Raw genomic sequence first — 14,408 nt, 5'->3', positions numbered from 1 at the left:
CCGTACCCGATGCCGCTATTCTTTGGCCGCTCGATAGAGTTATTCCGTGCGCAACTATTCGACTGAAGCTGAGCCCACGACTCTCGTGGGGCCGTGGCTGGAGCCCCTCCTGCCGGAGTTGATCGCTTTCCGCCGCGACCTCCATGCGCATCCGGAACTTTCGTTCAAGGAGTTCCGCACCACCGACAAGCTGGCGAAACGGCTCGAGGAAGCCGGGCTCAAGCCGCGCCGCCTCGAGGGCACAGGCCTGACGGTCGACGTCGGACAGGGTCCCATCGCCACCGCACTGCGCGGGGATATCGACGCCCTGCCCATCATCGAGGAAACGGGCCTTGAGTTCGCCTCGAAGAACCACGGCGTGACCCATGCCTGCGGCCACGACGTCCACACTGCCACCATGCTCGGGATCGCGCTGGTCCTGCAGCGCATGCACGAGGCCTCCCCTCTGCGCGGGACCGTCCGGATCATCTTCCAGCCGGCCGAGGAGACCATGCCCGGCGGCGCCACCTCGTGCATCGAACAGGGCGTCCTGGAAGGCGTGCCGCGCATCCTGGCGCTGCACTGCGACCCCCGGATCGAGATCGGCAAGATCGGCACCCGGATCGGGGCGATCACCTCCGCCTCGGACACCATCAAGATTGAACTTTCCGGCCGCGGCGGCCACACCTCGCGCCCGCACCTGACCGAGGAGCTGGTCTTCGCCCTGGCGCAGATCGCGGTCAACGTTCCCGCAGTGCTCTCGCGCCGCGTCGATGTCCGCAGCGGCGTGTCCGTGGTCTGGGGGCAGATCTCCGCGGGCTCGGCCCCGAACGCCATCCCGGGCAGCGGCTACATGGCCGGCACCATGCGCTGCCTGGACCGTGACGCCTGGCACGACGCCGGCGAGCTGCTCGACGACATCATCCGGCAGGTCGCCGAGCCGTACGGCGTCGATGTCCACCTGGAACACACCCGCGGCGTGCCGCCGGTGGTCAACTCCGAGCACGAGACCGCGCTGATCGAGGCCGCGGCCCGCGCCGAAATCGGCGAGGGCGCCGTGGTCCTGACCCCGCAGTCCATGGGCGGGGAAGACTTTGCCTGGTTCCTGGCCGACACCCCCGGCGCCATGATGCGCCTCGGCACGAAGACGCCCGGCGGGGAAGAGTATGACCTCCACCGCGGTGACTACATCGTCGATGAGCGGGCGCTGGGCCTGGGCATCCAGGTGCTCACGGCGGCGGCCCTGCGCACCATCCGCGACCTGTAAGCCGTTCCGCCCGGGCCCCTACGCCGGGCCTGCCCCGCTACACCCGGCCAGGACCGCCGCGCGGAGTTTCCCCACCTTTGCCGGCACGACGCCGGGACACGCCGGCGGTTGCGGGCCGACACGCCGGCGGCACCCGTCAAACATGGGGAATCTCGGCGGCCGCGGCTGGGAACGGTGCCGCGGCTGGCCCCCTGCACACCTGTTATCGGTTCCCGCTGTGCAATTCAGTTGTGTACAACTGAATTGCACGCAACTGGATTGTGCAGTATGGTGGAGGCATGACCACGTCAGAAGAGGCCCGCACTGGCGGCCCGGAAGCGCTCCGCCTGAACCGGCAGGTGTGCTTTGCGATGTACTCTGCCTCACGTGCCGCCACGGCCGCCTACCGGCCCATGCTCGAGGAGCTCGGCCTGACCTACCCGCAGTACCTCGCCATGCTGGTGCTCTGGGAAGCGGCGCCGCGCAGCGTGCGTGAACTGGGGGAGGAGCTGGGCCTGGACTCCGGCACGCTCTCGCCGCTGCTCAAGCGGCTCGAAGCGCTCGGCCTCGTCCAGCGCCGCCGCTCCGCCGAGGACGAGCGCCGCGTGGAGATCTTCCTGACCGACGCCGGCGCCGCCCTGAGCGCCAAGGCCAGCGGTATCCCGCAGCGACTGGCAGACGCCGCCGGGCTCACCGCCGCGGAACTGGACCAGCTCCGCGACACCCTGGGCCGGCTGACGAACGCGCTCCACGCCTCCCACTAAGCCCTTCCCCCTCCACCACCCTTCCCAGGCCCACACGGCCGACGTCGAAACCGCGGGAGGCGTGCCAACTCGCCGGAAATTTACGGCGACTCCGCAGGCTTCCGGCGAGTTCCCACTGAACCCCTTCTTCCCTCCGACAGAACGGAAACCCCATGAAGACCCTTTACACAGCAGAGGCCCTGGCCTCCGGCGAAGGCCGCGACGGCACCGCCATCAGCAAGGACGGCAAGCTGAGCGTCACCCTTGCCAGCCCGGTCGAACTCGGCGGTGACGGCGCGGGCACCAACCCCGAACAGCTCTTTGCCGCCGGCTACGCCGCGTGCTTCCACTCCGCCCTGCGCCTTGTGGGACGCAAGGAACGCGCCGACCTGACGGACTCCGCCGTCGCCGCCAAAATCCACTTCGGCGCCCTCGAAGACGGTGCCGGCTACGGTCTGGCCGCCGAACTTGAGATCGCCCTGCCCGCCGTGGACCGGGACACGGCCGAGGCCCTCGTGGCCAAGGCCCACCAGATCTGCCCGTACTCCAACGCCACCCGCGGCAACATCACTGTTGACATCACCATCTTGGAGGTAGCCGCATGAGCAACAACACCGAAACTCTCACCCTTCCCGCCACCACCCGCGAGATCCAGCTGGCGTCCCGCCCCCACGGCCGCCCCGTCCCGGCGAACTTCCGCCTCGCCGAGTCGGCGCTGCCAGAACTGCAGGACGGCCAGGTCCTGGTCCGCAACCTGTTCATCTCGGTGGACCCGTACATGCGCGGACGCATGAACGACGTCAAGTCCTACTCCGCGCCGTTTGCGCTGGATAGCGCCCTCGACGGCGGCGCCGTCGGCGAAGTCATCGCGTCCCGGGCCGAAGGGCGCGCTGTGGGCGACACGGTGGTGCACGGCCTCGGCTGGCGCGAATACGCCGTCGTCGATGCAGCGGCCACCACGGTGGCGCGCACCGATCTTGCCCCCGCGTCAGCATTCCTCGGCGCCCTCGGCATGACCGGGCTGACCGCCTACGCGGGACTGCTGAAGGTCGCGGAATTCAAGCCCGGCGACGCCGTGTTCGTCTCGGGCGCCGCCGGCGCGGTCGGCTCGCTTGTCGGGCAGATCGCGAAGGCCATGGGCGCGTCCAGGGTGATCGGCAGCGCCGGCTCGCCGGAAAAGGTGGCACGCCTGCTCGAACTCGGCTTCGACGCCGCGTTCAACTACCACGACGGCCCCGTGGCGGAACAGCTCGCCGCGGCCGCGGGTGAGCGCGGGATCGACGTCTACTTCGACAACGTCGGCGGCGAGCACCTCGAAGCCGCGCTGTCCGCCCTCACGGTCGGTGGCCGGGTGGCCATGTGCGGGGCCATCGCCCAGTACAACGCGACCGAGCCCACGCCGGCGCCGCGGAACCTCATGCTGGCGATCGGCAAGCAGCTGACGCTCAAGGGCTTCCTGGTGGGCGGCTACTGGCAGCACATGGCCGAGTTCGTCGAGACCATGTCYGGCTGGCTGGCCGACGGAACGGTCCGCTACGACGAGACGGTGGTGGACGGGCTGGAGAATGCCCCGCAGGCCTTCATGGACCTGCTCGACGGCGCCAACACCGGCAAGATGCTCGTGCGGCTGTAGCCTGACACCCGGCAATCGCCGTGCCGCCACATACGCCTCCGGCGCCGGTTCCTGCGGGGACCGGCGCCGGAGGCGTATGTGGTCGCGGCGGGCACCGGCTACCTCTAGGTAACAAGTTCTCAACAATCTGGGCATTCGCCGGGACGTGTGTTATCGGGACGTGGCGCAGGCCACTACAGTAGCTTGCATCAGTGCGCCTCGGCGCAGTGCTGCGAAATCCATCAGTGACAACAGAGATCAGCGGAACACCGCAGACAGACACTCATTGAACTTCCGTCGTAGCGCCTACTCTTTCTTCCTGGAGGAAAATTGAAGAACTCTCTGCGTGCCACCTTTAAGCGCGGATCAATGGCCGGCGTCGCCACCGCGGGCGCGGCTGCACTCCTGCTGACCGGCTGCGGAGCTGCCCCGGAGGCCAGCACCGCCACCAACACCGCCAGCAACTACCAGGGCTGCATCGTGTCCGACTCGGGCGGGTTCGATGACCAGTCGTTCAACCAGTCTTCCTACGAGGGCTTGAAGAAGGTCACGTCGGAGCTGGGCCTTAAGATGAACCAGGCCGAGTCCAAGACCAACAACGACTTCGAGCCCAACCTGCGCGCCATGGTCTCCGCCGGCTGCAACCTGACCATCACGGTCGGCTTCCTGCTCGGCGACGCCACCAAGTCCCAGGCCACCGCGAACCCGGACAAGCACTTCGCCATCATCGACTTCGGCTACGACACCCCGGTCGCCAACGTCAAGCCGATCATCTACGACACCGCCCAGGCAGCATTCCTGGCCGGCTACCTCGCAGCCGGCACCACCAAGACCGGGACGGTCGCCACGTTCGGCGGCATCAAGATCCCCACGGTCACCATCTTCATGGACGGTTTTGCCGACGGCGTGAAGTACTACAACGAGAAGAAGGGCAAGGACGTCAAGCTTCTCGGCTGGGACAAGGCCAAGCAGGACGGCTCCTTCACCGGCGACTTCGAAAAGCAGGACAAGGGCAAGCAGTTCACCCAGAACTTCCTGGACCAGGGCGCCGACATCGTCATGCCCGTCGCCGGTCCGGTCGGCAAGGGTGCGGGCGCGGCCCTGCAGGAAGCCAAGGCAGCCGGCAAGGACGTCAAGCTCATCTGGGTTGACTCCGACGGCTTCCTCACGGCACCGGATTACAAGGACATCATGCTCTCCTCCGTCATGAAGCAGATGGGCCAGGCCGTCGAGGCGGTCGTCAAGCAGGACAAGGACGGCCAGTTCACCAACAAGCCGTACGTCGGCACGCTCGCGAACGACGGCGTTCAGCTTGCCCCGTTCCACGACATGGATTCCCAGGTTCCGGCCGAACTGAAGTCCGAGCTGGACCAGATCAAGAAGGACATCGCCGACGGCAAGCTGAAGGTTGAATCCGCAGCAAGCCCGAAAGCCTAACTTCCTCCGCTAAGCGCCACGGCCCGTCCGGTCACCACCGCACGGGCTGTGGCGCTTTTCGTTGCGGCCCTTAGTGCCTCAGATCCCAGGCACTAAGCTGGTGCTGCAGCGCCCCTACGCGTCCGGACCAAGCCTTCCGGACACCTCGAGATTGGTCAGAGTTTTGAAACTTGAACTCAAGGGCATTACCAAACGCTTCGGCTCCCTGGTAGCAAACGATCACATCGATGTGGTTGTTGAACCCGGGCAGATCCACTGTCTGCTCGGTGAGAACGGCGCGGGCAAGTCCACGCTGATGAACGTCCTCTACGGACTGTACGAGCCCACAGAGGGCGAAATCCTCATCGACGACAAACCGGTCACGTTCCGCGGTCCCGGCGACGCCATGGCGGCCGGCATCGGCATGGTGCACCAGCACTTCATGCTGGTCCCCGTCTTCACCGTCGCGGAGAACGTTGCCCTGGGAGCGGAGACCACCAAGACCGGCGGATTCCTGGACCTGGATGACACCCGCCGGAAAATCCGGGAGATCTCCGACCGGTACGGTTTCGACGTCGACCCCGACGCGCTGATCGAAGACCTCCCCGTGGGCGTGCAGCAGCGCGTGGAGATCATCAAGGCACTGGTCCGCGACGCCAAGGTGCTCATCCTCGATGAGCCCACGGCCGTGCTGACCCCGCAGGACACCGATGAACTGCTGGACATCATGCGCCAGCTCAAGAGCCACGGCACCTCGATCGTCTTCATTTCCCACAAGCTGCGTGAGGTGAAGGCCGTTTCGGACACCATCACCGTCATCCGGCGCGGCAAGGTAGTGGGCTCGGCCGATCCCGGCGCCTCGACCACCGAGCTGGCCTCCATGATGGTGGGCCGGGCCGTGAGCCTGACCTTGGACAAGGCTCCCGCGAATCCGCAGGAGACCACCTTCGAGGTCAAGAACCTCACCGTCATCGCCCCCAACGGCCAGCACGTGGTGGACGGGATCAGCTTCGGAATCGCCCGCGGCGAGATCCTCGCCGTCGCCGGCGTCCAGGGCAACGGCCAGACGGAACTGACCGAAGCCATTTTGGGCCTGCACGAGCGGGTCCACGGCTCGATCACCCTCGACGGCGAAGAACTCGTGGGCCGCAGCGTCAAGGAGGTCCTCAACGCCGGCGTCGGATTCGTGCCGGAAGACCGGTCCCTCGACGGGCTGATCGGCACGTTCTCCATCGCCGAGAACCTGATCCTGGACCGCTACGACCAGGCGCCGTTCGCCAAGGGCATCAGCATGAGCCCGGCCAAGGTCCTGGAGAACGCCAAGACCCGGATCGCGGAATTCGACGTCCGCACCCCGTCCGGCTCACTGGCAGCCGGCACCCTGTCCGGCGGCAACCAGCAGAAGGTCGTCATGGCCCGGGAGCTCTCCCGGCCGTTGCGGCTCTTCATCGCCTCCCAGCCCACCCGCGGCGTGGACGTGGGCTCCATCGAGTTCCTGCACAAGCGGATCGTCGCGGAGCGGGACCACGGCACGCCCGTCATGATCGTCTCCACCGAACTGGACGAGGTGATTGAACTCGCCGACCGGATCGCCGTGCTGTACAAGGGCCGGCTGGTCGGGATCGTCCCGGCCGGCACCGGGCGTGACGTCCTGGGCCTGATGATGGCCGGCGTTTCCCCGGACGAGGCCCAGGCCGACGCCGCAGGCAGGCACTCGGCCCGATCCCTTTCTGAAAACCCGGCCGCGAACGCAGCAGAAAACCCGGCCGGCACCCCGGCCGAAAAACCCGCAACGAAGCCGGCCATGAACCCGGCCCCCGCCGCCCCGTCCGTGCAGGAGCCCGGCTCCGGCGCCGTAGGAGACCCCCATGAGTGAGAACACCGAGCCGCGGTCCGCGGCCGCACCGGACCCGGACCAACTTCCGGCATCGCAGGCCACCGACGTGGAGCCTGAACCGCTCGAGGATGATGCAGACTTCGTCACCTCGCTGGACACCGCGGGAGGCGCCCACCAGCCATCGGCCGTTCCGGTCTCGACCCAGAGCGGAGCTCTTCCGGGTGCCCCGGAAGAGGAGTCGCTGCTGCGCAAGATCTTCACCGGCAACGGCATAGTGACCATCCTGGCGGTGCTGCTCGCGCTGATCCTGGGCGGTCTGCTCATCGCCATGACGGACAAGGTTGTCGGCACCACGGCGGGCTATCTCTTTGCCCGGCCCAGTGACTTCCTCCTCGCCGTCTGGTCCGCCGCCACCGATTCCTACGTCGCCCTCTTCCAGGGCGCGGTCTTCAACCCCCGCGGGAACGGCGTGGCCGGACAGTTCGCCCCCCTCATGGAGACGCTGACCATCGCCACCCCGCTGATCACCGCCGGCCTCGGCGTCGCCCTGGCCTTCCGCGCGGGCCTGTTCAACATCGGTGCGCAGGGCCAGATCATCATGGCCGGCATCCTCGCCTCGTGGGTCGGCTTCGCGCTGCACCTGCCGCTGGGGATACACCTGCTGCTGGTCCTGGTGGCCGGCGTCATCGGCGGCGCCGTGTGGGGCGGCATCGTCGGCGTGCTCAAAGCCCGGACCGGCGCCCACGAGGTCATCGTGACCATCATGTTCAACTACATCGCACTCTATTTCCTGCGCTACCTGCTCGACACGGACTTGTTCCAGCGTCCGGGGGCGGACACACCGATATCGCCCATCGTGGACCCCAGCGCCGCGTACCCGCTGATCTTCGGCAGCCAGTACCGGCTGCACCTGGGATTCCTGCTGGCCATCGCGGCCACCGTGTTTGTTTCGTGGCTGCTGAACCGCTCCACGCTCGGTTTCGAATTCCGTGCCGTCGGGGCCAACCCCAAGGCAGCCCTGACCGCCGGCATCAACGTCTCCCGGGCCACCATCCTGGTGATGACCATTGCCGGTGGCCTGGCCGGCCTGGCCGGCGTGGCACAGGTGGCGGGCACCGAAAAGGTCCTGACCGACGGTGTCGCGGCAACCTACGGCTTTGACGCCATCACGGTCGCGCTGCTGGGACGGTCCTCGCCATGGGGCACCTTCGCCGCCGGCCTGCTGTTCGGGGCCTTCCGCGCAGGCGCCGTCCAGATGCAGATCCAGACCGGAACTCCGATCGACATCGTGCTCGTGGTCCAGTCGCTCATCGTGCTGTTCATCGCGGCGCCGCCGCTGGTCCGGGCGATCTTCGGACTCAACCCGCGCAAGAAGAAGGCCGCGATCGCCGGCAAAACCAAGCAGGCCGCAACCACCGGAGGTGCCGCATGAGCACAACAGCAACCTCGCCCGTTGAAGGAAAACCACAGCCGGAGAAGAACCACAGGCCGACGGTGTCCGCCAAGCCCGTGACTTGGAAGTTGCCGGTCACGCTTGCGGTTCTGGCCACCATCGCCTTCATCTTCTTCGGACTGCTGGGCCCGCAGGCGAACGCCAAGTTCGGGGTTTCATCCAGCGGAGACTTCTTCCAGCTCCCGGYGATCGAAGTACCCGCGTTCCTGTCCGGCATGGTGCTCTCCCTGATCCTGCTGGTCCTCGCGGGCTACGCCCTGGTCCTGAAGGCGAGAGCGAACCGGCGGCCCCCGCGCTGGGTGCCGGCCGTGTTCACCGTCGTTTTCGTGGTCGCCTTCCTGATCTGGGTGGTGGGCGGCGCCCGGACCCCCAGTATTTCGCTGGCAGGCCTCATCGCCGGATCCGTGACCCTCGCCGTGCCGATCGTATTCGGCTCCCTCTCAGGTGTGCTGTGCGAACGCGCCGGCGTCGTTAACATCGCCATCGAAGGCCAGCTCCTGGGTGGTGCCTTCACGGCCGCGCTCGTCGCCAGCCTGACGCACAACCCCTACCTGGGCCTGCTTGCGGCGGCCGTGGCGGGCGCCCTTGTGTCGGTGGTGCTGGCAGTGTTCAGCATCAAGTACGTGGTCAACCAGATCATCGTCGGCGTCGTGCTCAACGTCCTGGTCTCCGGGCTCACCGGCTTCCTGTTCACCACGGTGATGCAGTCGGACCCCGAGAAATACAACTCGCCCGCCGAGCTGCCCATCATCGATATCCCGGTCCTGTCCAGCATCCCCGTGATCGGGCCCATCCTCTTCAAACAGTCCGTGGTGGGCTACCTGATGTACGTGGCAGTCATCGTGATCTGGGTCGCACTGTTCAAGACGAAGTGGGGCCTGCGCGTCCGTGCCGTGGGCGAGCACCCGCAGGCGGCCGACACCCTGGGCATCAAGGTCAACGCGACCCGCTTCTGGAACGTCACTCTTGGCGGCGCCGTCGCCGGGATCGGCGGATCGTTCTTCACCCTCGTGGCGATCGACAGCTTCACCAAGGAAATCTCCGGCGGCCGCGGCTTCATTGCCCTCGCCGCCATGATCCTGGGCCGCTGGAACCCGATCGGGGCGTTCTTCGCGGCGCTGCTGTTCGGCTTCGCCGACAACCTGCAGAGCATCGTGACGATCATCGGCACCCCGGTGCCGAGCCAGTTCATGGCCATGCTGCCGTACGTGGTGACCGTGTTTGCCGTGGCCGGGCTCGTCGGCCGCTCCCGGCCGCCGGCCGCTGACGGCATACCGTACATCAAGGGCTGAGAATGGACAGCACCGACGTCGACTGGGCTGCACTCGAAGCCGCGGCAGTCTCCGCCATGAAGAACGCCTATGCGCCGTATTCGAAGTTTCCGGTGGGGGCCGCGGCCCTCACCGGAGACGGGCGGATCGTCAGCGGCTGCAATGTCGAAAACGCCAGCTACGGGCTGACACTGTGCGCCGAGTGCGCCCTGGTGGGCAACCTGCAGATGACCGGCGGGGGACGGCTGCGCGCCTTCTACTGCGTCGACGCCGGCGGGAATGTCCTCATGCCGTGCGGGCGCTGCCGCCAGCTGCTCTACGAATTCCGGGCTCCGGACATGGAGCTCATGACCACGCAGGGAATCAAGACCATGGACCAGGTCCTTCCCGATGCCTTTGGCCCCCAACACCTGGAGGAACCCCGGTGACACAAACGACACAGAACCCCAACAACAGTGAAGCGTTCGACGCCGTCGACATCATCCGCATCAAGCGGGACAAGGGTGTGCTCAGCCCGGCCCAGATCGACTGGACAATCGACGCGTACACCCGCGGCGCCATCGCCGACGAACAGATGGCCGCCCTGAACATGGCCATCCTGCTCAACGGCATGGACCGGGCCGAGATCTCCCGCTGGACGGCGGCCATGATCGCCTCCGGCGAGCGGATGGACTTCTCCAGCCTGCGGCGGCCCGACGGCGGCGTGAAGGCGACGTCGGACAAGCACTCCACCGGCGGCGTCGGGGATAAGATCACCCTGCCGCTGGCTCCGCTGGTGGCGGTGTTTGGCGTGGCAGTGCCGCAGCTCTCGGGCCGCGGCCTCGGCCACACCGGCGGCACCCTGGACAAGCTCGAGGCCATCCCGGGCTGGCGTGCGGCCCTGAGCAATGACGAAATGATGGCCCAGCTCCAGGACGTCGGCGCGGTCATTTGCGCGGCCGGGGCCGGGCTGGCCCCGGCGGACAAGAAGCTCTACGCGCTCCGCGATGTCACCGGAACCGTGGAGGCCATCCCGCTGATCGCCTCCTCGATCATGAGCAAGAAGATCGCCGAAGGCACCGGCTCGCTGGTGCTCGACGTCAAGGTGGGCAGCGGCGCGTTCATGAAGGACGAGGCGCGCGCCCGCGAACTGGCCGAAACCATGGTGGCCCTGGGCAAGGACGCCGGCGTCAACACGGTGGCACTGCTTACCAACATGAACACGCCGCTGGGCCTGACCGCGGGCAACGCGATCGAGGTCGAGGAATCCGTGGAGGTCCTCGCCGGCGGAGGCCCGGACGACGTCGTCGAACTCACCGTCCGGCTCGCGGAGGAAATGCTGGCGTGTGCCGGCATCCGCGACGCCGATCCCCGGGCAGCACTCCGGGACGGCCGGGCTATGGACGTCTGGAACCGGATGATTGAGGCCCAGGGCGGAGACCCGCGCGCCAAGCTCCCGGTCGCCAAGGAATCCGAGGTCATCTACGCCCCGGCCGACGGCGTCCTGGTGGAGCTCGACGCGATGGCCGTCGGCGTCGCTGCCTGGCGGCTCGGCGCCGGGCGCGCCCGCAAGGAGGACCAGGTCCAGGCCGGTGCCGGGGTGCGGATGCACGCCAAGCCCGGCGCCACGGTCAAGGCGGGCGAACCGCTCATGACCCTGCTGACGGACACACCGGAGAAGTTCGAGCGTGCCAAGGAAGCGCTCGAACACGCCGCCGTGATCGCCCCCGAGGGCTCCCGGCCCGCCCAGAAGCTCATCATCGACCGCATCGCCTAACCCCGTTGCCCTATCCCTTATGGCGCCCAAACCCTGGGGATAACAGCCGTACGTGATGGGGCAACGGCGGCCGGAGCCGGCGGTACACTAACTCCACAAGACTGACTCCACAGCAGTACCCTTGGCGCAGGCCCGGCTCCGGCCGAGCCTGCGCTTGGATCGATCTGGCCCCGCCGCGCGTTAGGAAGCTGTGCAGGCAATCAACGACTTCATCCTCGCCGCCGCAGGGCAACCCTGGGTCCTCGTCCTGGTTTTCGCCTGCTGCGTGATCGACGGCTTCTTCCCCCCGATTCCGAGCGAATCGGTGGTGGTGGGCCTGGCTGCAGTCGCCGCCACGGCGGGCGTCCCCAACCCTCTGCTCCTGATCGCAACGGCTGCCGCAGGGGCACTGGTGGGCGACAACATGGCCTACCTGATCGGCCGCGGGACCGGAACCCGGCGCTGGGCGTGGCAGCGCGGCCCGCGCATGCAGGCGGCCTTCCGCTGGGCCGGCCGGGAACTGCGGAAACGGCCTGCCTCACTGATCCTTGTGGCGCGCTTCGTCCCGATCGGGCGGGTGGCCGTTAACCTGACCGCCGGTGCCACCCATTACCCGTGGCGCAGATTCGTCAGCCTGACGGTGCTCTCGGCGCTGCTGTGGGCCAGCTACTCGGTGGGGATCGGCCTGACTGTTGGTCCGTGGTTTGAGAAAAACCACGTGCTGGGAGCGGCCATTGCCATCGTCTGCGCGATCGTCCTGGGCGTCGTCCTGGACCGCGTGATCAGCAGGGTGCGCGGCCGCGCACCGGAGGAACAGACGCATTCCGTGCCGCCCGCCGAGTCCTAGGCGGATTGGGCCCGCCCATGGGACACTTAGGAGCGATTTGGGTCACGTTTGTTGGCCGCACGTCGTGCAAAGTTTCGTTCATAGTTCTACCCACTGTCATCGCGAGTACGTTACGGCTTAGTTGTCCGTTCCCAGTCATCAAGGAGCACCACCTGCATGGAGTTCATTAACGAGGCCGTGCTCCATGCCGCTGGCCAGTGGTGGATCTACCCCCTCCTGCTGGTTTTTTTCTTCGTGGACGGCTTCGCGATGGTGGTCCCCAGCGAGACCCTGATCGTTGCCCTAGCGGCGTACTCCGTGCACAGCGGCCAGCCCAACCTGTGGATCCTGGGCCTCACGGCGCTCGTGGGAGCCATGGCCGGCGACAACATGGCCTACATGCTCGGCCGCAAGATTGGCCTCGAGCGGTTCCGCTGGATGCGCAAGCCAAAGGTCCAAAAGGTGTTCGGTTGGGCCCACTACGAACTCGAGAAGCGCGGCGCCGTCCTGATCTTCACCGCCCGGTACATTCCGTGGGGCCGTGTCGCGGTCAACTACGTGGCAGGCACGACGGCGTTTCCGCACCGCCGGTTCTTCTTCCTGGACGGCTTCGCCTGCCTGACGTGGGTCGCCTACTCCATCGGCATCGGCGTCCTGGCCAGTTCCTTCCCGTGGCTGCACCACAACCCGTTGCTCAGCGCGGGCATCGCGGTGGTATTCGCCATTGTGCTCGGTGTCCTCATCGACCATCTCCTGCGCTGGTGGCACAAGCGCCTGGGCCGCCACGACACCCGTCCGGTCCCGTCTGAGACCGAATACGTCGCCGAACCCGCCTCCGGTGAGCGTGCTTCCGAGCTGCACGGCACGATGCTGGCCGGTCCGTCCGCTGAGTCCGGAGCGTCCGGAAAGTAGCTTCCGGCGCCCGGCGACCCTATGGTTGGAACGTGACTGAGACTATTCCTGACGCTGCCCCCGACCTCGACTTCGACCTGAAGGGCCTTCCCAAGGTTTCCCTTCACGACCACCTGGACGGCGGACTCCGCCCGGCCACCATCATTGAACTTGCTGAGGCCGTCGGCCACACGCTGCCGTCCACGGACCCCGTCGCCCTGGGGGAGTGGTTCCGCGAATCCGCCGACTCCGGTTCCCTGGTCCGCTACCTGGAGACTTTCGACCACACCATCGCCGTGATGCAGACCAAGGAGGGCCTGTTCCGCGTCGCGAAGGAATTCGTCGAAGACCTGGCCGACGACGGCGTCGTGTACGGCGAGGTGCGCTGGGCACCCGAACAGCACCTGCAGAAGGGCCTGAGCCTGGACGACGTGGTCGAAGCCGTGCAGGCCGGCCTCGAGGCTGGAGTGGACGCCGTGGCAGAGACCGGCCGCGATATCCAGGTGGGTCAGCTCATCACCGCCATGCGCCACGCCGACCGCGGCCAGGAGATCGCCGAACTGGCCGTCCGCCACCGCAACAACGGCGCCGTCGGCTTCGACATCGCCGGCGCCGAGGACGGCTTCCTGCCGTCCCGCTTCAAGGACGCCTTCACCTACCTGGCCCAGCACAACTTCCCGGCCACCGTCCACGCCGGCGAAGCCGCCGGTCTGGAAAGCATCCAGTCGGCCCTCGTTGACGGCCGGGCCCTGCGCCTGGGCCACGGCGTCCGTATCGCCGAGGACGTCACGATCGAATTCGAAGAGGACGAAGAGGCCGCCGCCGCCGAAGGCTTCGACGACTCCGTCAACGACACCATCGGCATGGTGACCCTGGGCGAGCTCGCCAGCTGGGTGCGGGACCGTGGCATCGCCCTGGAGATCTGCCCCTCCTCCAACCTGCAGACCGGCGCCATTGCCGGTTTCGGTGAGGGCATCGAAAGCCACCCGCTGGACATGCTCTACCAGCTCGGCTTCAACGTCACCATCAACACCGACAACCGGCTCATGAGCGGCGTGACGCTGACCGACGAGTTCGAACTCCTGGTTGAGACGTTCGACTACGACCTCGATGACCTGCTGGAGCTGACGCTGAACGCGGCCGAGGCCGCCTTCCTGCCGCTCGAGGAGAAGGAAGCCCTGGTCGAATACATCAACGAGGCCTACTCCGATCTTGGCTAACGAGGACACATCACCCGTCCAGAGGCTCGCTGGGCCCACAGCGGCAGGGGTCCCCGGCCGAGCTTGCGAGGTCGGGGAGCTGCTGGGGACGATCGCGGCCCTGCGCGAGCATTGCCCCTGGATGGGTGCCCTCACCCACGAGTCCCTCGTGGAGTACCTCCTGGTGGAGTACCTCCTGG

The 14,408-nt window shown here is 67.1% G+C and carries 13 protein-coding genes and 1 pseudogene; all 14 read left to right on the top strand.

Features of this window, described 5'->3' with window-relative positions; genetic code table 11:
* Positions 1-46 precede the first annotated feature (46 nt).
* The gene (locus AC1D1W_RS09430) at positions 47-1,246 is read left to right on the top strand and encodes an amidohydrolase (RefSeq protein WP_223914196.1); all 1,200 of its coding nucleotides are present in this window, start codon (positions 47-49) and stop codon (positions 1,244-1,246) included.
* A gap of 278 nt (positions 1,247-1,524) precedes the next feature.
* A complete protein-coding gene (locus tag AC1D1W_RS09425; RefSeq protein WP_243180094.1) occupies positions 1,525-1,989 on the top strand; it encodes a MarR family winged helix-turn-helix transcriptional regulator in 465 nt (154 codons plus the stop codon).
* 152 nt (positions 1,990-2,141) lie between these two features.
* The gene (locus tag AC1D1W_RS09420; RefSeq protein ID WP_028277343.1) at positions 2,142-2,573 is read left to right on the top strand and encodes an organic hydroperoxide resistance protein; all 432 of its coding nucleotides are present in this window, start codon (positions 2,142-2,144) and stop codon (positions 2,571-2,573) included.
* The gene (locus AC1D1W_RS09415; protein ID WP_476943522.1) at positions 2,570-3,601 is read left to right on the top strand and encodes an NADP-dependent oxidoreductase; all 1,032 of its coding nucleotides are present in this window, start codon (positions 2,570-2,572) and stop codon (positions 3,599-3,601) included. Before AC1D1W_RS09420 ends, AC1D1W_RS09415 begins: the two co-directional genes overlap by 4 nt.
* A 309-nt stretch (positions 3,602-3,910) precedes the next feature.
* Positions 3,911-5,017, top strand: a complete 1,107-nt coding sequence (locus AC1D1W_RS09410; protein WP_439954117.1) for a BMP family lipoprotein — start codon at positions 3,911-3,913, stop codon at positions 5,015-5,017.
* Positions 5,018-5,180: 163 nt separating this feature from the next.
* On the top strand, positions 5,181-6,872 hold the full coding sequence (locus tag AC1D1W_RS09405) for an ABC transporter ATP-binding protein (protein WP_243180090.1): 1,692 nt from the start codon (positions 5,181-5,183) through the stop codon (positions 6,870-6,872).
* On the top strand, positions 6,865-8,265 hold the full coding sequence (locus AC1D1W_RS09400; RefSeq protein WP_476943521.1) for an ABC transporter permease: 1,401 nt from the start codon (positions 6,865-6,867) through the stop codon (positions 8,263-8,265). The genes AC1D1W_RS09405 and AC1D1W_RS09400 overlap by 8 nt, the downstream gene beginning before the upstream one ends.
* On the top strand, positions 8,262-9,578 hold the full coding sequence (locus AC1D1W_RS09395; RefSeq protein ID WP_476943520.1) for an ABC transporter permease: 1,317 nt from the start codon (positions 8,262-8,264) through the stop codon (positions 9,576-9,578). Before AC1D1W_RS09400 ends, AC1D1W_RS09395 begins: the two co-directional genes overlap by 4 nt.
* Before the next feature lie 2 nt (positions 9,579-9,580).
* Positions 9,581-9,985 (top strand): cytidine deaminase, encoded by a 405-nt coding sequence (locus tag AC1D1W_RS09390; RefSeq protein ID WP_028277348.1) that lies wholly within the window; start codon positions 9,581-9,583, stop codon positions 9,983-9,985.
* Positions 9,982-11,313: a thymidine phosphorylase gene (locus AC1D1W_RS09385; protein ID WP_476943519.1), complete on the top strand. Its 1,332-nt coding sequence runs from the start codon at positions 9,982-9,984 to the stop codon at positions 11,311-11,313. The genes AC1D1W_RS09390 and AC1D1W_RS09385 overlap by 4 nt, the downstream gene beginning before the upstream one ends.
* A 190-nt stretch (positions 11,314-11,503) precedes the next feature.
* Complete coding sequence (locus tag AC1D1W_RS09380) at positions 11,504-12,139, top strand: DedA family protein (RefSeq protein WP_243180086.1); 636 nt, start codon at positions 11,504-11,506, stop codon at positions 12,137-12,139.
* A 156-nt stretch (positions 12,140-12,295) separates the two neighbouring features.
* The gene (locus AC1D1W_RS09375; RefSeq protein ID WP_028277350.1) at positions 12,296-13,030 is read left to right on the top strand and encodes a DedA family protein; all 735 of its coding nucleotides are present in this window, start codon (positions 12,296-12,298) and stop codon (positions 13,028-13,030) included.
* Between the two features lie 32 nt (positions 13,031-13,062).
* The gene (locus tag AC1D1W_RS09370) at positions 13,063-14,229 is read left to right on the top strand and encodes an adenosine deaminase (RefSeq protein WP_476943518.1); all 1,167 of its coding nucleotides are present in this window, start codon (positions 13,063-13,065) and stop codon (positions 14,227-14,229) included.
* A pseudogene (locus tag AC1D1W_RS09365) lies at positions 14,222-14,408 on the top strand (hypothetical protein); the annotation flags it as partial. The gene AC1D1W_RS09370 and the pseudogene AC1D1W_RS09365, both read left to right, overlap by 8 nt.

It is taken from the genome of Arthrobacter sp. P1_B4 (genome assembly GCF_056406555.1).
Note: the sequence above shows the minus strand (reverse complement) of the source record. Positions and strands in the feature narration are given on the sequence as shown.

Bases quoted from the DNA above. Each gene is read 5' to 3' on its own strand.
- AC1D1W_RS09425 (WP_243180094.1), top strand. From the start codon at position 1,525: ATGACCACGTCAGAAGAGGCCCGCACTGGCGGCCCGGAAGCGCTCCGC.
- AC1D1W_RS09420 (WP_028277343.1), top strand. From the start codon at position 2,142: ATGAAGACCCTTTACACAGCAGAGGCCCTGGCCTCCGGCGAAGGCCGC.
- AC1D1W_RS09400 (WP_476943521.1), top strand. From the start codon at position 6,865: ATGAGTGAGAACACCGAGCCGCGGTCCGCGGCCGCACCGGACCCGGAC.
- AC1D1W_RS09390 (WP_028277348.1), top strand. From the start codon at position 9,581: ATGGACAGCACCGACGTCGACTGGGCTGCACTCGAAGCCGCGGCAGTC.
- AC1D1W_RS09375 (WP_028277350.1), top strand. From the start codon at position 12,296: ATGGAGTTCATTAACGAGGCCGTGCTCCATGCCGCTGGCCAGTGGTGG.